The 21,832-nt window shown below is 70.3% G+C and carries 24 protein-coding genes; 11 read left to right on the top strand and 13 right to left on the bottom strand.

Features of this window, described 5'->3' with window-relative positions:
* On the bottom strand, positions 1-174 hold the full coding sequence (locus tag KZ820_RS11945; RefSeq protein WP_219748829.1) for a hypothetical protein: 174 nt from the start codon (positions 172-174) through the stop codon (positions 1-3).
* A 202-nt stretch (positions 175-376) separates the two neighbouring features.
* Between KZ820_RS11945 and KZ820_RS11940 the strand changes: the two genes are divergently transcribed.
* From KZ820_RS11940 to KZ820_RS11925, 4 genes are all read left to right on the top strand, one after another.
* Complete coding sequence (locus KZ820_RS11940; RefSeq protein WP_219748828.1) at positions 377-1,582, top strand: toxic anion resistance protein; 1,206 nt, start codon at positions 377-379, stop codon at positions 1,580-1,582.
* Entirely contained in the window at positions 1,579-2,277 is a 699-nt protein-coding gene (locus KZ820_RS11935; RefSeq protein ID WP_219748827.1) for a hypothetical protein, read from the top strand. The genes KZ820_RS11940 and KZ820_RS11935 overlap by 4 nt, the downstream gene beginning before the upstream one ends.
* Positions 2,278-2,734: 457 nt before the next feature.
* Positions 2,735-3,361, top strand: a complete 627-nt coding sequence (locus KZ820_RS11930; protein ID WP_219748826.1) for an opacity protein — start codon at positions 2,735-2,737, stop codon at positions 3,359-3,361.
* Between the two features lie 202 nt (positions 3,362-3,563).
* Positions 3,564-4,265: a DUF2490 domain-containing protein gene (locus KZ820_RS11925; RefSeq protein WP_308462207.1), complete on the top strand. Its 702-nt coding sequence runs from the start codon at positions 3,564-3,566 to the stop codon at positions 4,263-4,265.
* A gap of 296 nt (positions 4,266-4,561) precedes the next feature.
* Here KZ820_RS11925 and KZ820_RS11920 read toward each other — a convergent pair whose 3' ends face one another.
* On the bottom strand, positions 4,562-6,343 hold the full coding sequence (locus tag KZ820_RS11920; protein WP_219748824.1) for an ABC-F family ATP-binding cassette domain-containing protein: 1,782 nt from the start codon (positions 6,341-6,343) through the stop codon (positions 4,562-4,564).
* A gap of 99 nt (positions 6,344-6,442) precedes the next feature.
* On the opposite strand from KZ820_RS11920, the gene KZ820_RS11915 reads away from it, so the two are divergent.
* The 6 genes from KZ820_RS11915 to KZ820_RS11890 all read left to right on the top strand — a co-directional run bounded on the left by KZ820_RS11915 (position 6,443) and on the right by KZ820_RS11890 (position 10,508).
* Positions 6,443-6,898 (top strand): copper chaperone PCu(A)C, encoded by a 456-nt coding sequence (locus tag KZ820_RS11915; RefSeq protein WP_219748823.1) that lies wholly within the window; start codon positions 6,443-6,445, stop codon positions 6,896-6,898.
* A 201-nt stretch (positions 6,899-7,099) separates the two neighbouring features.
* Complete coding sequence (locus KZ820_RS11910) at positions 7,100-7,555, top strand: vgr related protein (protein WP_219748822.1); 456 nt, start codon at positions 7,100-7,102, stop codon at positions 7,553-7,555.
* Positions 7,556-7,839: 284 nt separating this feature from the next.
* Positions 7,840-8,739 (top strand): DUF6662 family protein, encoded by a 900-nt coding sequence (locus tag KZ820_RS11905; RefSeq protein ID WP_219748821.1) that lies wholly within the window; start codon positions 7,840-7,842, stop codon positions 8,737-8,739.
* A gap of 11 nt (positions 8,740-8,750) precedes the next feature.
* A complete protein-coding gene (locus KZ820_RS11900) occupies positions 8,751-9,272 on the top strand; it encodes an FMN-binding protein (protein WP_219748820.1) in 522 nt (173 codons plus the stop codon).
* Positions 9,259-10,056, top strand: coding sequence for an FAD:protein FMN transferase (locus tag KZ820_RS11895; RefSeq protein ID WP_219748819.1), 798 nt, complete (start codon positions 9,259-9,261; stop codon positions 10,054-10,056). Before KZ820_RS11900 ends, KZ820_RS11895 begins: the two co-directional genes overlap by 14 nt.
* Entirely contained in the window at positions 10,053-10,508 is a 456-nt protein-coding gene (locus KZ820_RS11890) for a hypothetical protein (protein WP_219748818.1), read from the top strand. Before KZ820_RS11895 ends, KZ820_RS11890 begins: the two co-directional genes overlap by 4 nt.
* Here the strand turns inward: KZ820_RS11890 and KZ820_RS11885 are convergent.
* The 8 genes from KZ820_RS11885 to tcmP all read right to left on the bottom strand — a co-directional run bounded on the left by KZ820_RS11885 (position 10,505) and on the right by tcmP (position 19,435).
* Positions 10,505-11,143: a TetR/AcrR family transcriptional regulator gene (locus KZ820_RS11885; RefSeq protein WP_258048107.1), complete on the bottom strand. Its 639-nt coding sequence runs from the start codon at positions 11,141-11,143 to the stop codon at positions 10,505-10,507. The genes KZ820_RS11890 and KZ820_RS11885 overlap by 4 nt on opposite strands.
* Complete coding sequence (locus tag KZ820_RS11880) at positions 11,086-11,550, bottom strand: nuclear transport factor 2 family protein (protein ID WP_219748817.1); 465 nt, start codon at positions 11,548-11,550, stop codon at positions 11,086-11,088. The genes KZ820_RS11885 and KZ820_RS11880 overlap by 58 nt, the downstream gene beginning before the upstream one ends.
* Positions 11,551-11,640: 90 nt before the next feature.
* The gene (gene gorA / locus KZ820_RS11875) at positions 11,641-12,990 is read right to left on the bottom strand and encodes a glutathione-disulfide reductase (RefSeq protein ID WP_219748816.1); all 1,350 of its coding nucleotides are present in this window, start codon (positions 12,988-12,990) and stop codon (positions 11,641-11,643) included.
* Between the two features lie 267 nt (positions 12,991-13,257).
* Entirely contained in the window at positions 13,258-13,641 is a 384-nt protein-coding gene (locus tag KZ820_RS11870) for a response regulator (RefSeq protein WP_219748815.1), read from the bottom strand.
* A gap of 568 nt (positions 13,642-14,209) precedes the next feature.
* Complete coding sequence (tal, locus tag KZ820_RS11865; RefSeq protein ID WP_219748814.1) at positions 14,210-15,319, bottom strand: transaldolase; 1,110 nt, start codon at positions 15,317-15,319, stop codon at positions 14,210-14,212.
* 230 nt (positions 15,320-15,549) lie between these two features.
* A complete protein-coding gene (gene tkt, locus KZ820_RS11860) occupies positions 15,550-17,631 on the bottom strand; it encodes a transketolase (RefSeq protein ID WP_219748813.1) in 2,082 nt (693 codons plus the stop codon).
* 139 nt (positions 17,632-17,770) lie between these two features.
* On the bottom strand, positions 17,771-18,439 hold the full coding sequence (gene rpiA / locus KZ820_RS11855) for a ribose-5-phosphate isomerase RpiA (protein ID WP_219748812.1): 669 nt from the start codon (positions 18,437-18,439) through the stop codon (positions 17,771-17,773).
* Between the two features lie 51 nt (positions 18,440-18,490).
* The gene (gene tcmP / locus KZ820_RS11850; RefSeq protein WP_219748811.1) at positions 18,491-19,435 is read right to left on the bottom strand and encodes a three-Cys-motif partner protein TcmP; all 945 of its coding nucleotides are present in this window, start codon (positions 19,433-19,435) and stop codon (positions 18,491-18,493) included.
* 143 nt (positions 19,436-19,578) lie between these two features.
* Between tcmP and KZ820_RS11845 the strand changes: the two genes are divergently transcribed.
* Positions 19,579-20,310 (top strand): DUF5131 family protein, encoded by a 732-nt coding sequence (locus tag KZ820_RS11845; protein ID WP_219748810.1) that lies wholly within the window; start codon positions 19,579-19,581, stop codon positions 20,308-20,310.
* A 10-nt stretch (positions 20,311-20,320) separates the two neighbouring features.
* On the opposite strand, the gene KZ820_RS11840 is transcribed toward KZ820_RS11845, so the two are convergent.
* Genes KZ820_RS11840 through KZ820_RS11830 form a run of 3 tightly spaced genes read right to left on the bottom strand, consistent with a single transcriptional unit; the run spans position 20,321 to position 21,768 of the window.
* A complete protein-coding gene (locus KZ820_RS11840; RefSeq protein ID WP_219748809.1) occupies positions 20,321-20,758 on the bottom strand; it encodes a hypothetical protein in 438 nt (145 codons plus the stop codon).
* A 45-nt stretch (positions 20,759-20,803) separates the two neighbouring features.
* The gene (locus KZ820_RS11835; RefSeq protein ID WP_219748808.1) at positions 20,804-21,268 is read right to left on the bottom strand and encodes an energy transducer TonB; all 465 of its coding nucleotides are present in this window, start codon (positions 21,266-21,268) and stop codon (positions 20,804-20,806) included.
* 17 nt (positions 21,269-21,285) lie between these two features.
* Positions 21,286-21,768, bottom strand: a complete 483-nt coding sequence (locus KZ820_RS11830) for a hypothetical protein (RefSeq protein ID WP_219748807.1) — start codon at positions 21,766-21,768, stop codon at positions 21,286-21,288.
* Positions 21,769-21,832: the final 64 nt, after the last annotated feature.

Below are 21,832 nucleotides of genomic sequence, written 5' to 3'. Positions count from 1 at the left end.
TCAGCCGCGTCGCTGCGCGGAACTTCGCGGTTCGCTCATCTGTGGCTCAGCGGCCTGGCTATAAAGCGATGTCCGCTCGCGTTCGGCGATCGCCGCGCGAACCGCGTTCCAGCTGCCGTAGCGCCGGTGCACCAGCATCCCGCGCCGGATCGCCTCGTCCGAATTCACCCGCATGTCGCCGCCCCTCGCACCCTCAAGGTAAGCTAGACACGCGGCGCGAGGAAGGGGGCGACGCCGCTCTGGGCTACCCGCCACGGCGGTGAGATCCACGCCCCACCACCTCGACAAGCCCGCCGCACCGTCTTACATACACAACACACTTGAACAGCGCGCGCCACCGCGAGACAAGAGCGCGCGACGCACGAAGGAGACGAGCATGGCGACCTCCCCCGGTACCGACACCGAGCCGGCGCTGACGCTGACCCCGCCCGACCCCGTCCCCGCGGTCTCCAGCGAGCGCGCCGCCGGGCTCGTGCCCGTCGACCCCGGCACGCGCAGCGAGCTGGAGAAGCGCGTCGACGCCTTCGTCGACCAGCTGCTCGCCGAGGACGTCAACTCACCCGAGTTCGGCAAGCGCGTCGACGCGATCACCGCGATGGGACAGAAAGAGATCCGCGACGCCGCGGGCCAGTCCAACCGCTTCCTCGATCGCCCGGTGCGCGCGATGGACAAGGAGGCCGGCGTCGGCAAGGACCTCGCCGAGCTGCGCCGCACCGTCGAGCAACTCGATCCCGGCCGCCGCGGCAATCTCTCCAAGCCGCAGAAGCTGTTCGGCGTGATCCCGTTCGGCTCTAAGATGCGCGACTATTTCGACGGCTATAAGAGCAGCCAGACGCACATCGCCGCGATCCTGCGCAGCCTCGGCTCGGGCAAGGACGAGCTGCTGATGGACAATGCCGCGATCGACACCGAGCGCGCCAACCTGTGGGCCTCGATGGGACGGCTCGAGCAGATGATCCACCTCGCGCGCGCGATGGACGCGCGCCTGGAGGACAAGGCCAACGAGCTCGACGCCACCGATCCCGCCAAGGCCAAGGCGATCCGCGAGACCGCCTTGTTCTACGCGCGCCAGCGCACGCAGGACCTGCTCACCCAGATGGCGGTGACGGTGCAGGGCTATCTCGCGCTCGACCTGGTCAAGAAGAACAACGTCGAGCTGATCAAGGGCGTCGACCGCGCCAGCACCACCACCGTGGCGGCGCTGCGCACCGCGGTCACGGTGGCGCAGGCGCTGACCAACCAGAAGCTGGTGCTGGAGCAGGTCACCCAGCTCAACGCCACCACCGCGGGGCTGATCGACTCGACCGGCAAGCTGCTGCGCCAGAACACCGCCGCGATCCACGAGCAGGCCGCGGCCTCGACCATCCCGCTGGAGACGCTGCAGCGCGCCTTCCAGAACATCTACGACACGATGGACGCGATCGACACGTTCAAGCTCAAGTCGCTCGACACGATGAAGAGCACGGTGGAGACGCTCGGGCGCGAGGTCGACAAGTCGCGCGGCTATATAGCACGCGCCGAGGGCGCGGCGCGCAACAGCCTCGCCAGTCCGGCCGAGCAGTTCAAGCTGGAGGCGCTGTGACGCTGCCGCCGAGCCACGACACGGACGCCGCGATCGCCGGCGCGCGCGCCGCGGCGGACCGGGTGAGCGGGCGCGGCGTGCTGACGGTGCAGCGCCGCGCCCGCCGCGGGCGCGGTGGGGCGAAGGCGCGGCTGGCGCTGATCGCGGCGGTGAACGGCGCGATCCTGCTGGCGGCGGCGCTGCTCGGCGTCGGGCTGTTCGGCGGCGTGGCGGCGATCATGGTGATGCTGGCGGCGACGCTGGCGATCGCCTTCGCGCCCGCGACCCCGGTGCCGACGCCCGAGCGGCTGGCGCGCTCCGAGCTGAAGGCGCTGCCGGCGCAGACCGCGCGCTGGCTCGACGCGCAGCGCCCCGCGCTGCCCGCGCCCGCGCTGGCGGTGGTCGACCGCATCGAGCAAAGGCTCGACACGCTCGGCGTCCAGCTCGCCGCGCTCGACGAGGGCTCCCCCGCCGCGGCCGACATGCGCCGGCTGATCGGCGAGCAGCTCCCCGACTTCGTGCGCGACTATGCGCGCGTCCCGCCGGACCTGCGCCGCACCGCGCGCGGCGGCCGCACCCCGGACCAGCAGCTGGTCGAGGGGCTCGGCGTGATCGAGCGCGAGCTGGCGGCCACGAGCGAGCAACTCGCGCAGGGCGACCTCGACGCGCTGGCGACCAAGCGGCGCTACCTGGAGATCAAGTACGAGGCGGAGTAAGCGGGGCTGAGCGGGCCGGTCGCTTCAGCCGGCTGCCCCCCTCCTTCCATCGTCATGCCCGCGGAGGCGGGGATCCAGCGCGGACCTTAGTGAGAGAGGCGCGACGTCAGCGTCTATGAATCCCCGCCCGCGCGGCGATATCGGCGGTGGGGTGAGCGGCCCCCGCCCGGGCCGCGCGCGACCCTCCGAGCCGCCGCGAAGCCCGTACCACCCCCGCCTCACGCCCGCCGCTACCGCGGCGCGCCCGCCGCATCGCCGCCCGATCTCCGCCACAATGGCGCGGTCGCGTTCATCTTCCCGACAGAAAGCGTGTCACTTCGGCCACACCTCGGGATCACGTCGCATCGCAGCACGATTTCGCAGCAACCAAGCCGGACGCGCGCGGTTCAGTGGGTCCCCGGTCCGGGCGCCTGCGGCGTCATACACCGGACAACGAAACTGATCTTGAGGAACCCGTATGCGTAAGCTCGTTCTTGCGGCCGTCGCCGCGTCCGCCGCGTTCGTCGCCACCCCCTCGCTGGCGCAGGACGCCACCGCGACCGACACCAGTGCGCCCACCAGCGCCCCGGTCGACAGCTCGACCGCGCAGGCGCCCGACGGCAGCAAGGCGTTCGGCTTCGAGCCCTATGTCGCGGTGCGCGGCGGCTGGGAGGAGTTCCAGACCGACAGCGTCGCGGGTGCGCCGAACCGGAACAAGCTGAACGGCTCGCTGGTCGAGGGCCTGGTCGGTGCCAACGTGCCGCTCGGCGCCTTCTTCGTCGGCGCCGAGGGCAATGTCGCGAAGGGCATCTCGGGCGACATCGACTGGCAGTACGGCGCCGCCGGCCGCTTCGGCCTGCGCGCCGGCGAGAGCGGCCTGATCTACGGCAAGGTCGGCTACCAGTGGGTCAATTTCGACAAGCGCGTGAACACCGATCGTGACTTCCACGACGTCACCTACGGCATCGGCTTCGAGGTCGGCCCGAAGGAGATCGGTCTCGGCGGCCTGACGGGCAACTCGGGCATCCGCCTGCGCGGCGAGGTCTCGACCTTCGGCTGGACCAACAGCTTCCGCCCGACGCTCGGCATCGTGGCGCACTTCTGATCCCGGTCTCGGTCGCGAAGGGAGCCTAGCGCGACCGACCGCACCAGTGGCGTCCCGTGCGGGGGAGAGAGAGGGCGGGGCCGGCGACGGCCTCGCCCTTTCCTGTGTTCCGCATCGGCGCAGCCGCGCGGCTCTCCCCTGGCAAGCGGGCGCCGGCGCGTGTAGCGCCGCGCGGCTCATCCGGGGGAGGAACGGTTCGGTGGTGCCATCTCGTCGCGCGGCGGTGCTGCTCTCGGCGCCGCTCGCCGCCCTGCTCCTCTGCGCCGCGCCCGCCGCCGCGCAGGTCGAGGACCGCCAGCTGTGGGAGCAGGTGAACCTCGTCGTGCCGCTGACGCCGGAGGTGCGAGTCACGCTCGAGCAGATCGGACGCTGGGGCGATCGCATCGAGGGACTGACCCAGACCGAGGTCGGCGGGCTGCTCGGCTACAAGCTCAGCTCCGCGATCGAGCTGGGCGTCGGCTACCGCTACGTCGGGCTGTACAGCGCCACCGGGCCGACGGTGCACGAGAACCGGCTGCGCCAGCAGGTGGTGCTGACCCGCGGGCGGCTGCTCGGGCGGCTGCGGGTGGACGAGCGCTTAAACCCCGGCGGCAGCGAGATCGGTGTCCGCGTCCGTCCGCTGGCACGCTACAATCACCCGCTGGGATCGCGCGGCTACGCGCTCTACGCCAGCCACGAGAGCTTCATCGTCCCCAACAGCACCGCCTGGGGCCAGCGCTCGGGCTATGAGCGGATGCGCAACATGGCGGGCGTCACCCTGCCCTTCGTCCGCCGCAAGGTGATGCTCGATATCGGCTATCTCAACCAATATCGCTTCGGGCTGGGAGGCGCGCGGCCGCAGATGGAACATGCGCTGAGCCTGCAGCTGACCATCAACGCGCTCGGCCCGATCCTGCACGACTGAGGCGGTGGGGGCACGGCCGGCAGCTCTTCCTGCGTTTGACGCGGCACCCCTCCCCTTTAGGGGAGGGGCCGGGGGTGGGGCCTTCCAACGAGCGTGCCGCCTGTGGGAGCGCCCCACCCCACCCCTTCCCTGAAGGGGAGGGGGAGACCGAACGAGTATGGTCCGCCCTATCGGCCCGGGCTTCTGATCCCCGGCTCAAACCTGTTCCGATGGACGCCCCAGGTCGGAATGACGCAGGCTAGTCGCGGACTTACCCCTTCCCGAAAGCACCGGATCACCCCCTCGGCCGCCTCCCCTCAGCCCTCGACCTTCTCGGCCAGCTCGAGCCAGCGCAGCTCGGCCGCCTCCTTCTCGTCGCGCAGCGCGGCGATGCCCTTGCTCAGCCGGTCGAACGCCGCCGCGTCGCGCGCGTACAGCCCCGGATCCGCCATCGCCGCCTCGTCGCGCGCGATCGTCGCGTCGATCTCCTCGATCCGCTTCGGCAGCAGCTCATAGTCGCGCTGGTCCTTGTAGCTGAGCTTGGTCCGCGCCGGCGGCGGTGGCGGCGGTGCCGCGGCCGCCGGTTTCGCCGCTGGCTTGCGCGCCGCCTCGACGCGCGGGCGCCGCTGCCGCTCCCAATCCTCGTAGCCGCCCGCGACGACGTCGACATGGCCCGAGCCGTCGAGCCCCAGGGTCACCGTCACGGTGCGGTCGAGGAAGTCGCGGTCGTGGCTGACGATCAGCACCGTGCCCTCGTAATCCGCGATCACTTCCTGGAGCAGGTCGAGCGTCTCGAGGTCGAGGTCGTTGGTCGGCTCGTCGAGCACCAGCAGGTTGGAGCGCCGCGCGAACTCGCGCGCCAGCAGCAGCCGCGAGCGTTCGCCGCCCGAGAGCGTCCCGACCTTGGCCTCGGCGAGCGAGGGATCGAACAGGAACTCCTTGAGATAGCCGTGAAGGTGCTTGCGCGTGCCGAGCACGTCGATCCACTCGCCGCCGTCGGCGACGACGTCGCGCACGGTCTTCTCGGGCGCCATCAGGCTGCGCTGCTGGTCGATGACGATGCCGTCGAGCGTCTTGGCGCGGCGGATCGTGCCCGCGTCCGGCTCGATCTCGCCGGTGAGCAGCCGCAGCAGCGTGGTCTTGCCCGCGCCGTTGCGCCCGACGATGCCGATCCGGTCGCCGCGCGCGACGCGTAAGCTCAGGTCGCGGATGATCGCGCGCTCGCCGTAGCTCTTCGAGACGTGCTCGACGTCGATCACCACCTTGGTCTTCACGTCGTCGCTCGCGATCGACAGCGCGGCGGCGCCCTGCGGGCCGGTCATCGCGGCGCGCTCGGCGCGCATCTCCTTGAGCTTGGCGAGCCGGCCCTGGTTGCGACGGCGCCGCCCGGTGACGCCGCGCTGGAGCCAATGCTCCTCGATCTTGAGCTTGGCGTCGAGCCGCGCGGCGTTGCGTTCCTCCTCGGCATAGACCTGCTCGGTCCAGGCCTCGAAGCCGCCGAACCCGACCTCGGCGCGGCGCAGCTCGCCGCGATCGAGCCACAGGGTCTGGCGCGTCAGCCGGGTGAGGAAGGTGCGGTCGTGGCTGATCACGACGAAGGCGCCCTTGAAGCGCTTGAGCCAGTCCTCCAGCCACTCGATCGCAGCGACGTCGAGGTGATTGGTCGGCTCGTCGAGCAGCAGCACGTCGGGGTCGAGCGCGAGCGCGCGGACGATCGCGGCGCGGCGGCGCTCGCCGCCCGAGGCGGATCGCGCCTCGCGCGTGAGGTCGATGCCGAGCTGACCCGCGATCGCCTCCGCCTCATAGGGTTGCGGCGGGTGCTCGCCGGAGAGGACATAGTCGGCCAGCGTGGCGAAGCCGGCGAGGTTCGGGTCCTGCTCGAGCATCACCACCTTGGTGCCGGGCACGATCGTGCGGCGCCCCTCGTCGCTGTCGATCGCGCCCGCGATCAGCTTGAGCAGGGTGGACTTGCCGGCGCCGTTGCGCCCGATCAGCGCGAGCCGGTCGCGCTCGCCGATGAACAGGTCGAGGTGGCGGAACAGCCAGCCGGCGCCCTGCACCAGCCCGAGGTCTTCGTAGGAGAGGATGGGTGCGGCCATCGCGCGGACCTAGGTGGCGGGGGCGCGGCTGGCAATGGCGGGGGCGATGCTTGCCGGCCGGGGCCGCGACACCTACACCGCACGGCCGAGGAGACCAGAGTGACCGCACGCCGATGGACCTTCGCCGCGCCGCTGCTCGCGGCCGCATCGCTCGCCGCCTGCTCGGCGCAGCCGAGCGCGCCCGCGGTCGGGGACGCCTATGTCCGGCTCGCGGCGGTGCCGGGGCGGCCGGCGGCGGGCTATTTCCTGCTGCACGGCGGCGCCGCGGACGCCACCTTGGTGCAGGTGGAGGCGCCGGGCGCGGCGCGCGCCGAGCTCCACACCAGCCGGATGACCGGGAACGGCATGGCGACGATGGACTCGCTGCCGAGCGTGCGCGTGCCCGCGCGCGGCAGCGTCGCCTTCGCGCCGGGCGCGCAGCACGTCATGCTGTTCGGCCTGCCCGCCGGAGTCGCGCCGGGGAGCACGCTGCCGCTGACGTTGCGCTTCGCCGACGGCAGCGCTTTGCGCGCCGACGCGCGCGTGATCGCGGCGGGCGATGCCGCGCCGGAGTGAGGGCGCGGTGGGCGACGCGTCGTTGCGCGTGAGGGCGGGTGTCGGCGCCGCCTCCCGCAGTGCCCCGGCGGAGGCCGGGGCCCAGGTGGGGAAGGTTGGTGAGTCTCACCACGGCCTTCCCAGCTGGGCCCCGGCCTTCGCCGGGGAACGGAAAAGGTGGATCGTGCGCCTTAACCTCCGCCTCGCCCGTCTCACTCGCGCATGACCCGCCCACTCACCCCCGGCGAGATCGATCTCGCGCGCTCGGTCTACGGCGACTCGATCGACTATGCGCCGGTGCGGCTGGCGCGACGCCGATGGGCCTTCTTCCAGCCGCGCGACGTGGTGATGGCGCCGCGCGGCACGATCCACTTCCACCCCAGGGGCGAGCTGTGGCGCGACGATTTCGCCGCCGCGCCGCTCGGGCTGCAGGGGCTGTTCGTCCACGAGCTGTGCCACGTGTGGCAGCACCAGCGCGGCGTGTGCCTGCCGCTCGCGCGCCATCCCTTCTGCCGCTACCATTACACCATCCACCCCGGCTGGCCGCTCGAGCGCTACGGGCTGGAGCAGCAGGCCGAGATCGTCCGCCACGCCTTCCTGCTGCGCCGCGGCGCCACCGTCGCGGGGGCACCCGAGCTGGCGCGCTACGAGACGATCCTGCCGTTCGGGACGGGATGAGGGGACGCGGCGCGGCCGTGCGTCGCACCGCCGCACACTGCCGTCATCCTGAACTCGTTTCAGGATCCACGGTGCCGCACATTCAGGCGCGGCGGCGCCCGCGGGCCGGTGGATCCTGAAACGAGTTCAGGATGACGGAGGAAAGGAGAAGCGGCGCCGAGCCTCTCGCCCGCCACGCAGCAGGCCCCCGCTCCCCACCCCGGGTCAGCCGTCGCTTGTGACCCTCGCCCTCCCCCGAATACATGCGAGCCGATCGCAAGAACCGACACGGGGGGACCTTCCGTATGACATCTCACGCGCGCGCGCTCGGCGCCGCGCTGCTCGCCGGCGCGTGCCTCGCCGCCGCGCCCGCCCGCGCCGGCGAGGGCATGTTCTCGCGGCTCTACACCACCGATCTCACGCCCAAGGGCCATGTCGAGGTCGAGCAGGTGGTGCGCGAGCGCGCCGGGCGCCGCTTCGGCCATTACGACGCCACCGACTTCCGCAGCGAGCTGGAGGTCGGCGTCACCGACGATCTGCAAGCGTCGCTCTACGTCAACTCGAACCGGATGCACGCCACCGGCGCGCCCGACGACGACGACCCGAGCGCCGACACCGGCTTCACGCGCCATCGTTTCTCGCCGCAGAGCGTCTCGGCCGAGTTCGTCTATCGCGCGCTCAGCCCGTACAAGAACAAGGGCGGCTGGGGCCTCGCGCTCTACCTCGAGCCCGAGTACGACTTCCGCGATCTCCACAATGGGCTGCGCTACGCGCCGGGCACGTTCGAGCTGGAGACGCGCGCGATCGTCCAGAAGAACTTCGCCGAGGACCGCGTGATCGTCGCGTACAACCTCGTGCTCGAGGCCGAGTCGATCCGCTTCGCCGGGCGCGACGACACCAACAGCGAGCTCGACTGGAACAACGAGCTGGGCGTCACCGCGCGCGTCGCGCCCAAGGTCTACCTCGGGGTCGAGGGACGCAACCACAATGAATACGGCAACTTCACCCATCACGAGCATTCGGTCTACTGGGTCGGGCCGTCGCTCCACTTTGCCGGGCAGCACGGCTGGGCGACGCTCGGCTGGCTCCACCAGGTCGCGGGCAACCCGGGCTATGACGAGGACGGGCGCGACATCGGCCGCCACCTCTTCCTGCGCAGCCACGAGCGCGACGAGTTGACGCTGAAATACGGCATCCCCTTCTGAGGCCCGCGAGGATGCGCTGCCGCTTCGTCCTGCTCGCCGCCGCGCCGGTGCTGGCGAGCCCGGCCTGGGCGACCACCTTTATGACGGTCGACCAGGCCAGGGCCGCGCTCTTCCCCGGCGTCGCGCTGGTGCGCGATGACCGCGTGCTGACCGACGCGCAGGCGGCGGCGATCAGCGCGCGCTCGGGGGTGAGCGTTCATTCCCGCACCGTGCACAGCTGGCGCGCGCCAGACGGCGCGCGGCTGATCGTCGACCAGGTGCTGGGCAAGCACGAGAACATCACGCTCGCGCTCGCGCTCGATCCCGCCGGCGCGGTGCGCGCGCTCGAGATCCTCGACTATCGCGAGAGCTATGGCGGGCAGGTGCGCGACCCGGCGTGGCGCGCGCAGTTCACCGGCAAGCGCGACGGCGCGCCGCTCGCGCTGGGGCAGGACATCCGCAACAACTCGGGCGGCACGCTCTCGGCGCGCCACGTCGCCGACGGCGTGCGCCGGCTGCTCGCCACCGACCGGATCGTCTTTGCGCCGCATTGAGCGCGCGCGCCCGCTGCTCGGCACGCTCGTCGCGGTGCGCGCCGAGGGGGCGGACGAACTGGAGCGGGCGGTCGAGTCCGCCTTCGCCGCGGTCGCCGCGGTCGAGGCGCGGCTGAGCGCCTATCGCGACGACAGCGATATCGCCGCGGTGGCGCGGCTCGGCGCGGGCGAGCGCGCGCCGGTGGATCCGCTCACCGCGCGCTGCCTGTGGCTCGCGCTGGCGCTGGCACGCGCCAGCGACGGCGCGTTCGACCCGGTCGTGCCAGCGCCGGCGGGGGCGCCGCGCGCGGCGTCATGGCGCGACCTGCGCGTCGCGCGCGGCGCGGTGGCGGTGACGCGGCCGCTGCGGCTCGACCTCGGCGGGATCGCCAAGGGCTATGCGGTCGATCGCGCGATCGCCGCGCTGCGCCGCGCCGGCGTGGCGTCGGCCACGGTCAACGCCGGCGGCGACCTGCGCAGTTTCGGGTCGGACGAGTGGGTCGCGCTGGCGCCGCGCCACGCCGCGCCGCCGGTCGCGGTGCTGATCGCTGACGGTGCGCTCGCCAGCAGCGACGTCGTCGCCGCGACCGCGGACCGCGGCGCGCCGCAGCATCGCGATCCGGTCACCGGCGCGCCGCTGCCACCCGGTTTCGCCAGCGTCGCCGCGCCCCGCTGCGCGGTGGCGGACGCGCTGACGAAGGTGGTGCTGGCGCGCGGCGCGGCGGCGGGGCCGCTGGTCGCACGGCTGCGCGCGCGCGCCTTCCTCCACCGCCCCGGCCGCGCCTGGCAGGAGATCGTGGCGTGACGCGCGGGCTGCGTCGTCTCGCCCAGGCGGTGCTGGCGCTGCTGTGGGCGAGCGGCGCGGCGTGGCTGGTGCTGCATCATTGGGGCCAGCGCGCCGGCGCCTTCGGCCCCGAGCCGAGCGCGGCCGAGCCCTGGGCGCTGCGCGCGCACGCCGTGGCGGCGACCGCGACGGTGGCGCTGCTCGGGCTGCTCTACGGCCTCCACGTCGTCCCGGGCTGGCGCGCGCGGCGGCGGCGCTGGTCGGGCGGCGCGCTGTTCGGCACCGCGGTCGCGCTCGCGCTCAGCGGCGACCTGCTCTACTACCTCGCCGACGAGGACGCGCATGCCGCGGTGGCGCTGGCGCATTGGGCGGTGGGGCTCGCGGCGCTGCCGCTGTTCGTGGCGCATCGGTGGCGGCGGAGGGCCGGCGGCGTGAGAGCACGGACGCGGCGCCTCGCCAGCTCAGACGGTTAGGATCGGTTCGCCGCCATGGCGTCGAGCAGCACCTTCTCCTGGCGACCAACGATCGAGCCGAAGATCGCCTCGTCACCGAGCGCCCGCGACAGGATGATCGCCCCCTGGATCGCGCAGACCGTCTCCTCGGCGAACGCGCGCGCCGCCGTCGGCGCCACCCGTCCGCGTTCGAGACATTCCGCCAAGGCCGTGATCCACCGTGCGAAATAGGCGCTCACCCGGTGGGAGAAGCCGCCTCCCGACGCGCCCAGACTGATCGAGCCGACGAGGCACACGCGCTGGCCGGAACGGAAGTAGGCGGTCACCTGCTCGATCATCGACCGGATTGCCGCTCTCGGATCGTCGGATCGCTCGAGCGGATCAAACAGATGAGTCGCGAACCAGGCGTGGATGTCGGCGAGCACCGCAGCCAGCATCTCCTCCTTCCCGCCGGGGAAGAAGTTGTAGAGGCTGCCTTTTCCGAGGCCGGTCGCCTGCGAGAGGATGGTCAGGCTGGCCCCCTCAAAGCCATGCTCGCGGAATGCCTCCGCCAGCGCCGGGAGGGCGCTGGCGCGATCGCTGAGGGTGCGCTTCGCGGTCAGAGGTCGAGCTCGCTGAGCGAGGGATGATCGTCCGGGCGCCGTCCCAGCGGCCAATGGAACTTGCGCTCTTCCGGCGCGATCGGGCGGTCGTTTATCGAGGCGATGCGGCGCGTCATCAGACCGTCGCCGTCGAACGCCCAATTCTCGTTGCCATAGGCGCGGTACCATTGCCCGGCGGCGTCGCGCCACTCATACGCGAAGCGGACCGCGATCCGGTTCCCGTCATGCGCCCACACTTCCTTGATAAGGCGATAGTCGAGCTCCCGCTCCCATTTGCGTGCGAGAAAGGCGACGATCGCCTCGCGCCCCGTCAGGAACTCGCTGCGGTTCCGCCAGACACTATCGGGCGTGTAGGCCAGCGATACCGTCACGGGATTGCGGCTGTTCCATGCATCCTCGGCGAGACGGGCCTTCCGCGCCGCGGTGTCGGCGGTGAACGGGGGAACGGGTGGGCGGGACATCGGCTATCTCCTCGCTAAGTTGTACCGATCGGTACAAGCGAGCCTGCGTCGTGTCAATGGCCTGAGCGGGGGGCGCGGCGCCCCGCCCTCTCACCGCAGCAGCACCAGCTCCTCCGCCATGGTCGGGTGGAGCGCCACGGTGGCGTCGAACTGCGCCTTGGTCAGCCCCGCCTTCACCGCCACCGCGGCGGCCTGGATGATCTCGGGCACGTCGGGCCCGATCATGTGGATGCCGACGACGCGGTCGGTCTCGCCGTCGCACACCATCTTGTACAGCGCGCGCTCGTCGCGCCCCGCCAGCACGTTCTTCATCGGCCGGAAGTCCGAGGAATAGACCTTCACCGAGCCGAGCTGCTGGCGCGCCTGGCTTTCGGTCAGTCCCACGCCCGCGATCGGGGGGTGGCTGAACACCGCGGAGGGCACGTTGTCATAGTCGACGCGCGTGTCCTTGCCGCCGTACAGCCGGTCGGCGAAGGCCTGGCCCTCGCGGATCGCGATCGGGGTGAGCTGGATGCGGTTGGTCACGTCGCCCACCGCGAAGATCGAGGGGCAGGTCGAGCGATTGTCGTCGTCTACCTTCACCGCGCCCTGTTCGTCGAGCTCGACCCCGGCGGACTCGAGCCCCAGCCCGGCGGTGTTGGGGCGGCGCCCGGTGGCGAACATCACGAGATCGACGATCGCGGGCTCGTGCCCGCTCATGCTGACCTTGAGGCAGCCGTCGTCCATCTTCTCGATGCCCTCGAAGGTGGCGTCGAAGCGGAACTCCAGCCCCTTCATCATGCTGATCTGGAGCAGCCGATCGCGGATCTGCAGGTCGTAGCCGCGCAAGATCTCCTTGGTGCGGTTCATCAGGATGACGTGCGCGCCGAGCTGGTGGAACACGCCCGCGAACTCGTTGGCGATATAGCCCGCGCCCGCGATCAGCACGCGCTTGGGCAGAGCGTCGAGGTGAAACGCCTCGTTCGAGGTGATGCCGTGCTCGTGGCCGGGGCAGGACGGCACCGCGGGATGCGCGCCGACCGCGATAAGGATCGTCTTCGCGCTGCGCGTGGTGCCGTCGCCGAGCGTCACCTCGTTGGGGCCGGAGACGGTGGCGCGCTGGTGGATGATCTCGGCGCCGGCGTTCTCCAGCGTGTGGGTATAGGCGCCGTTGATACGATCGACCTCGCGCAGCACGTTGTCGCGCAGTCGCTGCCAGTCGAACGCGCAGTCGCTCGGCACGTCCCAGCCGAAGTGGCGCGCGTCGCGCAGGTCCTCGGCGAAATGCGCGCCGTAGACGAGCAGCTTCTTGGGCACGCAGCCGCGGATCACGCAGGTGCCGCCGACGCGATATTCCTCCGCCACCGCGACCTTGGCGCCGTGCGCGGCGGCGACGCGCGCCGCGCGCGTGCCGCCGGAGCCGGCACCGATGACGAAGAGGTCGTAATCGTAGTCGGGCATGGGTCGGCGGCTCCGTGGACGCGGGAAGACGGAAGCGCGCGCCGTGGCGTCGATGCGGCGCGCTGCGGTCCCGGCGCTGCTAGACGCCGGCCCCACCAAGCTCAACCGTGCTCCTGCGGACGCAGGAGCCCAGGATAACGGAGCGAGATCCTCGCGGCTCTGGGCTCCTGCGTGCGCAGGCGCCTATCAGCGATCCGATAACCTTCTGCCGAGCAGGGATGCGCCGTCAGATGGGGCCGCACGCACGCTCAGGAAAGGGGTGCGCGCTCAGCACGCTCCCGAGGTGAGCAGGTCGCTCAGCTCGCGCTGCAGCCGCGCCATGGTGAAGGGCTTGCCGATGAAGCGATCGGCGGCGCGGGTCTCGAGATGGTCGTCGCCGACGAAGCCCGACATCACGATCGTGCGTGCGCCCGGCAGCAGCGCGAGCACGCGACGCACCAGCCCGAAGCCATCGATCGTGCCGGGCATGCGCACGTCGGTGAGCAGCACGTCGAAATGCACGCCCTCGCTGATCATGTCATAGGCCTCGTCGCCCGAGGCGGCGGTGTGGACGCTGTAGCCGGTGCTCTGGAGTTGCTCGCACACGGTGCTGCGCACCAGCGGCTCGTCGTCCACCACCAGGATCACTGGCGCGCGCTGGTCGTCAGACATCCCGTGCAAAGCCCCGTGCGACACCGTTCATCGTATAAAGTCATCCACTCGACGATGTCTTGCCGCTGGCTAGGCGCGTGTCAAGGCGGGACAGGAGCGCCGCCGCTCCGAACTTGACGCGACGGTAATTTACAAGCGCGGGTGTGGCGCGGAGTCCGCAGTTCCGGCGGGGGGGAGCGGGGGTGGGCTGCGGCTGCGGCGTCGAAGGCCCAGGGCTCGGACGTGCGCGGCCAAGGCGATCGTCATGATTCGGGGGAGTGGGGGAGGCGTCGCAGCGCCAGCCTCGTCATCCCTGCGCAGGCAGGGATCCAGACGCACGGAGCTGTCGAAGGGGGGCGCGCCGTCGGCGCGTCTGGATCGCCGCCTCCGCGGGGACGACGGGAAGGGGCGGGGATGACGGGGCTTCGGCGAGGAAGGGAGAAAAAGCACGGAGGCGCGAGCGGCGATTTAGCGCTCGCCCGCGAGATGCCGCTGCCGGGAGAGCAGCGCCGGCCGCGATCGTCCGCCGTCCGCAGGGGAGCGCCGGCCGCTACCGCGTCCGCCGCTCCCCTCCCCGCTCACCCCGGCATCACGCCGCGGCGGGCTGCTTCGACTTGATCACCGCGAGCAAGTCGTCGAACGACTTGGAGAAGCTCGCCACGCCCTCGTCGACCAGCTCCTTGGTCACCGCGTCGAGGTCGAGCCCGAGCCGCGCCTGCTCGGCGATCACGTGGCGCGCGTCGTCGACGTCCTGCTGGAGCGTCTGCGCCACGGTGCCGCGCTCGCGGAAGGCGTCCATCGTCTTGGGGGGCATGGTGTTGACCGTGTCGGGCCCGATCAGCTGGTCGACGTAGAGCGTGTCGGGGTAGTCCGGGTTCTTGGTGCCGGTCGAGGCCCAGAGCAGCCGCTGCGGGCGCGCGCCCTTGGCGGCGAGCTTCTGCCAGCGCTCCGAGGCGATGAACTCCTCGTACCAGGCATAGGCCAGCTTGGCGTTGGCGATCGCGACCTTGCCCTTGAGCGCCTTGGCCTCGTCGCCGCCGACGCCGGCGTCGATCTTGTCGTCGATCTTGCTGTCGATGCGGCTGACGAAGAAGCTGGCGACGCTGGCGATCCTGTCGATCGACAAGCCCTTGCCGACGCGCTCCTCGAGCCCCTCGACATAGGCGTAGGCGACCTTCTTATAGGCCTCGACGCCGAACAGCAGGGTGACGTTGACATTGATCCCCTTGGCGATCGTGTCGCGGATCGCGCGGACGCCGTCGTCGGTGCCGGGGATCTTGATCATGAGGTTGGGGCGATCGACCGCCTGCCACAGCCGCTCGGCCTCCTCGGCGGTCTCGGGGCCCTTGAGCGCGAGATAGGGCGAGACCTCGAGGCTGACATAGCCGTCCGCCGCGTTCAGCCGCTGGTAGACCGGCAGCAGCGTGTCGCACGCCGCCTGGATGTCCTTGATCGCCTGCGCCTCGTAGCGCGCCATCGGCTCGGCGCCGGGGTTGGCGCGGTCGAACGCGGCGAAGCCGTCGTCATAGGCGTCGCCCGCGCCCATCGCCTTCTCGAAGATCGTCGGGTTGGAGGTGACGCCGGTCAGCCCGTCGTTATCGACCAGCTTCTGCAGCCCGCCCTGCTCGAGGAACTTGCGGTCGACGAAGTCGAGCCACACCGCGGTGCCCGCCTTGCTGAGGTCCTGTAGCTTGCTCACTCGCCTTCCTCCATCTCGTCGCGCGTCCCGCCGATATAGGGGCGGCGGGGGCGTAGAATAAGCCTGTGCGGGCGGGACGGCGGCTTCGCTCCCTCCCCATCCACCACCCCGGCGAACGCCGGGGTCCAGGTGGGAAGGCCGCCGTGAGTCCCACCATCGTCCCCCAACTGGACCCCGGTTTTCGCCGTGGTGGCAGTCAAGCGGGCGCGGTGGTCGACGCCCGCCCCGAATTACCGCCCCATCGCCTCCTTGGCGACCTTGACGACATTCTCCACGGTGAAGCCGAACTTGTCCTGCAGCTTCGCCAGCGGGGCCGAGGCGCCGAAGGTCGACATGGTGATCTGCCGCCCCTCGAGGCCGACATAGCGGTCCCAGCCGAGCGAGCCCGCCATCTCGATCGCGACGCGCGCGGTCACCGCCTTGGGGAGCACGCTCTCCTTGTAGGCGGCGTCCTGGCGCTCGTAGCGGAACCAGCTCGGCATCGAGACGACGCGCGCCTTCACGCCCTCGCCCGTGAGCTGCTCATAGGCGGCGACCGCGAGGCTCACCTCCGAGCCGGTCGCGATCAGGATCACGTCGGGCGTGCCACCCTCGGCCGAGTCCGCCAGCACATAGGCGCCCTGCTCGACCCCGTCCGCGCTGGCGTACGTGGAGCGGTCGAGCGTCGGCAGCGCCTGGCGCGACAGCACCAGCGCGGTGGGGTGGTCGGCGGACTTCATCACCGCGCGCCACGCCGCCGCCACCTCGTTGGCGTCGCCCGGGCGGATCGTGTCGAGCCCCGGGATCGCGCGCATCGTCGCGAGATGCTCGATCGGCTGGTGGGTCGGGCCGTCCTCGCCGACACCGATCGAATCGTGCGTGAAGACGTAGACCGCGCCGATCTCCATGATCGCCGCCAGCCGCACCGGCGCGCGCATGTAATCGAGGAACACCAGGAAGGTGGAGCCGTAGGCGCGCAGGTGCGACAGCGCCATGCCGTTGACCACCGCGCCCATCGCATGCTCGCGCACGCCGAAGTGGAAGTTGGTCCCGCCATAGTTGCTCGCCTCGAACGAGGGCGCGCCCTTCACGTCGGTCTTGGTCGAGGGCGCGAGGTCGGCCGAGCCGCCGACCAGCCACGGCACCTTCTTGACGATCGCGTTGAGCACCTTGCCGCCCGCGTCGCGGCTCGCCACGCCCTTGGCGTCGGCGTCGAAGGTCGGGATCTCGCTGTCCCAGCCCTCGGGCAGCTCGTCCTTGAGCAGCAGGTCGAGCTCGCCCGCCTGCTCGGGGAACTCGGCGCGATAACGGTCGAACAGCGCGACCCATTCGTCGCGCGCCGCGGCCCCGCGCGACGCCACCGCCTCGCCGAACGCCTCCTTCACGCCCGCGGGGACGTAGAAGTCCTTGTCGACCGGCCAGCCATAGGCCTCCTTGGTCTTGGCGACGTTCTCGGCGCCGAGCGGCTCGCCGTGCGCCTTCTCGGTGCCGGCGCGCGGGCTGCCCCAGCCGATCACGGAGTGGACGACGATGAAGGTCGGCCGGTCGTCGGTCGCCTTGAAGGTCTCGATCGCGTTGGTCAGCGCGGCCACGTCATTGGCGTCGTCGACGTGGATCACGTTCCAGCCATAGGCCTGGAAGCGCGCGCCGACGTCCTCGTCGAACGCGAGATCGGTGCCGCCCTCGATCGAGATATGGTTGCTGTCGTAGATCCAGCACAGGTTGCTGAGCTTCAGGTGCCCGGCGAGGCTCGCCGCCTCGGCCGCGACGCCCTCCATCATGTCGCCGTCGCCGCACAGAGCGTAGACGTCGTGCGAGAACAGGTCGTAGCCCGGGCGGTTGTAGCGCGCCGCGAGCCAGCGCTCGGCGATCGCCATGCCGACCGAGTTGCCGCAGCCCGCGCCGAGCGGGCCGGTGGTGGTCTCCACGCCGGTGGTGTGGCGATACTCGGGGTGACCCGGCGTCTTGGAGTTGAGCTGGCGGAACTGCTCGATGTCGGTCAGGCTGATCGCGGGCTGGCCGGTCTTGTTGCCCTCCGCGTCGATCTCCTCGACCCCGGCGAGATACAGCAAGGAGTAGAGCAGCATCGAGGCGTGGCCGACCGACAGCACGAAGCGGTCGCGGTTGGGCCAGTCGGCGTGGCGCGGGTCGTAGCGGAGGAATTTGGTCCACAGCGTCCAGCCGACGGGCGCGAGCGCCATCGGCGTGCCGGGATGGCCCGAGTTGGCCTTCTGCACCGCGTCCATCGACAGGGTGCGGATCGTGTCGATCTGGAGCCGCTCGGGGCTGCCGTCCTCGTGGACGTCCGCGTTGATGGTAGCGGTATCAGTCATGTCAGCCCCTCGCTTCGTGTCGTCGCAACAGGTTAGGTCACACCGTGAGAAGAACGGCGCGCGCCGGGCACGTCACCGCCCCGGACCTCGCGCGATCGAACGCACCGGCGCACCGCCGGTTGCCCGATTCACCGCATCCTTAACGCCTCGTCGCCGCGCGTTCCAGTCGCGTAACGACGCCGCCCTGCGCCACGTACGCCGCGTCGACCTCGTCGAGGAACAGGCCGTGCCCCATCACGCCGGGGGTGGCGTCGAGCGCGCGGGCGAGGTCGCGCGGCTCGGGGAAGGTCGCGAAGCGCGCGTCGAGGATGAGGTTGCCGTTGTCGGTGAGCGAGTCGCGCTGGATGGTGGCGGCGCCCAGCGCGGCGAGCCGCGCGGCGACGAAGGCGCGCGCGAAGGGGATCACCTCGACGGGCAGCTTGGCGGCGCCGATCGCGGCGACCTGCTTGGAGGAGTCCGCGATCACCACCATCCGCGCCGAGGCGGCGGCGACGATCTTCTCGCGCAGCAGCGCGCCGCCCGCGCCCTTGATGGCGTAGAAATGCGGGTCGAGCTCGTCGGCGCCGTCGACGATGAGGTCGACGTGGGCGACATCGGCGAAGTCGTCGATCGCGATGCCCGCGGCGCGCGCGCGCTCGGCGCTGGCGAGGCTGGTGGCGACGGCGCGGATCGCGAGCCCGTCACGGACGCGCGCGGCGAGCGCGTCGATGAAATAGGCGACGGTGGAGCCGGTGCCGAGGCCGACCAGGAGGCCGGGGGTGACCTCGGCGACGGCGGCTTCGGCGGCGAGGCGTTTGTCGTTGGGCATGGGGAACTCAATATCCGCAGCGGAACGGACGGCCAAGATTGATAAGCTCAGCTATGTCCGAAAGCGGCCGCCTCCATACTTCTTCACCTGCGCGTCGACGCCCTTTTTGATCAGAGAGATCGCCTTCTCACTTGGATTGCCACTCAAGAGAAAGAGCGAAAACATTCTAAGCTTGCGCTTGGCAAGCAGCGGGATGGGCATAGACACAAAGCTGAATATAGAACGCAATCGCTCCGCAACGAACTCCTCGACCTTCTCAGCGTCAGCCAGACGGTTCAGCGAGGGATCGGGAGCGAAACTAAAAAGATCGCCATGCTGTGCTTTGAACCGATAGAAGTGATCTTCCCAGTCAGCCGTACCGAAAACCTCGTTTAGAGCCTCGCGCTTACCCCGATCCAGCGCAGAGTGATTGTGACTTAGCTGCCTAAGCGCCGCATGGAGAGGGAAAAGATACCAGACATCCGCACGCCTCGTATCGGCCAACAAGCGCAACGTCGACCACTCCACAGACATGCCGTACGGGTCCAGAAAAACAACTGCTCGCTGCAAGCTTGCCCTTCTTCGATCGATCCACGGCCCCTCAGCGAAGAGACGCCGAAGCTCAACGTTGGCGTCGCCACGAAGGCATCTTACGTCTCGCTCAGGGTACTCGTCCCTGATTCTGGACAAAGCAGAGAAGCGTCGAGCATTTTTCTCAATCAAAACAAGATGCTTGAAAGGTGGATCGACGGCTAGCGCTCGCCGCGCGGAGCCCTCGAGCCGACCACGCTCGACCAAACCGTAACTACCTTCAAAAAGGCCGCCAGTTTCAATCTCGACGGTTCGATCGCCGGTTCCAGCGAAAGCGTCTACGTACCAAGTCTCAAAGGGATCTTCTGGCTTAGGGACGTTACGCAACGCCGTGGTAAAAAACTGTAGGTAATCAGCTACTGCGTTTAGTTTGACCTCAGTCCAGCTACCACCAAAGCTATGCTCAACCCGGTCATCAAATGTCATCAGCAAAGCTCCACGAGCTCGTGTTTGCAGCTACTATGGTTGCAAGCTCCAGGACAGTAGGCAGCTGCAAGCCGATCTGCCCTTGCATCGCGATTCGGTAAGTGGCATTGTTCTACCGATGTTCCGCTGAGGATGGAAGTAGCGTGGCACACGATAGTGCAATTGAATGGACCGATTCGACGTGGAATCCCGTGACCGGATGCACAAAGATCACGGCCGGTTGTGAAAATTGCTATGCTGCCCGCTTCGCCGAGAGATTCCGAGGGGTTCCCGGCCATCCCTTTGAAAATGGCTTCGACTTACAGTTGCGCCCGGAGCGCTTAGAGCAGCCGTTCGCGTGGCGTCGCCCGCGCATGATTTTCGTGAATTCGATGAGCGATCTTTTTCACAAAGCCATTCCAAAAGATTTCATCGATGGTGTCTTCACCACCATGGAAAGGGCTGATTGGCATACCTTTCAAGTTCTTACAAAGCGATCATCGTTGCTGAGGGACTATCTAAAGCAGCGCTACCAAGCAGCTGCGGTCCCGTCGCATATTTGGATCGGAGTTTCTGTAGAGAGCGCCGAGGCCAAGTCGCGTATTGAGCACCTTCGCCAATCTCCGGAGGCAGTCAGGTTCCTTTCGATTGAACCCTTGATCGGCGCTGTTGGCGCGATGAACCTTGAAGGCATCCATTGGGTCATCGCCGGTGGGGAAAGTGGCGCGCGTGCGCGCCCAATGCACATCGATTGGGCGCGTGAGGTCCGCGACGAGTGTTCAAGGCAATCAGTACCGTTCTTTTTCAAGCAGTGGGGTGGTTTCCGGCCAAAGTCAGGTGGCCGAGAACTTGACGGACGGGAGTGGAACGAGATGCCCACGGCTTCTGTGGCTTAGTTCAAGCCACTCACCCCCGCCCCTTCAACCCACCGAAGAACGCCGTCGCCACCCGCGTCACCGCGTCCCCGATCTCCTGCTCGCGCGTGCGCTGGCCACCGCCGGCGCCCGCCGCCGCGGCCCCCGCGCCCGCACCTTGCGCCTCGCCCGCGCCTCCCGCCGGCGCCGCGCTCTTCGCGGCCTTCTCCGCCGCCTTGGCCGCGACCGCGCTCGCGGCGACGCCCGCCACCGCGGTCAGCGCGCTCGCGATCGCCTGCTGGCCCGCGGGCGACTGGGCGCGCTCGATCCACGCCTCGCCCTGGCGGCGCAGCTCCTTGGGCAGCTTCACGCCGAACAGCTCCTTGGGCAGCTTCGCCGACCGGCCCGTGCTTTTGCCCGCGTCCTTGCCGGCGCGCCCGCCCGAGCCCCCGCCGGAACCCTTGCCGTCCGCACCCTTCTTCTTGCCCATGCGCACCTCCTGTGTGCCACAGAGGTAAGACACGGGCGCGGGCGATCAACCCTCGGCGCGCGCGGCCTCGCGGCGCTGGCGCACATAGGCGCGATAGGCGGGATCGTCCTGCCAGGCGCCGCGCAGCTCCCATTTGATCACCTGGGTGGTGTGGCTCGTCATCGGCCGGCCGTCGCGCCCCATCGCGGGGGTGAACCGCGCGCGCAGCCGCGCCGCGTCGCAGCCGGCCTTGTCGAGCGCCTCGCTGCCGCTCGGGATCACGGTGCGGCACGCGCTGACGCGCCCGTCGGTGTCGATCGTCCACAGCTGCGCCGAGGTGCCAAGCTCGCCGCGCGCCACCGCCGCCTTGGCGTAATCCGCGGGGCCGACGAAGCGCGTCGGGTCGCCGCGCGGCTGCGCCTCGGTCGCCACCGCCTCGCGCTCGCCCGGTGCGATGCCCCAGGTCTTCGCGATATCGTCGTTGCAGCGCGCCAGCGCGGCGAGCGCGCGCGCGGTGCCGACCAGCGACACCGCCAGCGCGGGCTCGCTCAGGGGGTGAGCGTCAGCACCGCGCGCTCGGGCAGGTCCGCGAACAGCGCCGGGCTGGTCCAGCCGCGCAGCGTGCGACGCTTGTCGCCGGTGCCGTTGAACGCCTCGTAGCTGGTCTCGTCGCCGCGCCCCTCCACCGCGATCCGGAGCACGCCGCGGCGCAGCCCGCGCTGGCCGAGGCGGCGCTGCACGCTGAGCTCGACGCGGTCGCTGAACGGCAGCGAGCGCCACGCCACGATCACCGGCGCGCTCGCCGGGCCGAAGGCGCGCGCCATCGCGCAGCCGCGCTCGCCGTAATTGACCACCCATTTGCCCTGCGGCGCGAGCGGCGCAGGGTCGGGCGGCGCCGCGGCGGCGAGCGCGAGCGCGCTCCCCAGCAGCGCCGCGCCGGCCAGCGCGCGCGTCGCGGTCACCCCGCGGCGCGCCGCTCGCCCGCGCTCACGCCCGCCCCGCCGCTCGGCCTGCCGCCCAGCCTGTTGCATCGCCCGCTCCCGTGCCGGCGCGTGCTCCGGCGCGCCTTGTCGCCCGCAGCCTAGCGTCCCACAT

It is taken from the genome of Sphingomonas citri, assembly GCF_019429485.1.
GTDB lineage: Bacteria > Pseudomonadota > Alphaproteobacteria > Sphingomonadales > Sphingomonadaceae > Sphingomonas > Sphingomonas citri.
Note: the sequence above shows the minus strand (reverse complement) of the source record. Positions and strands in the feature narration are given on the sequence as shown.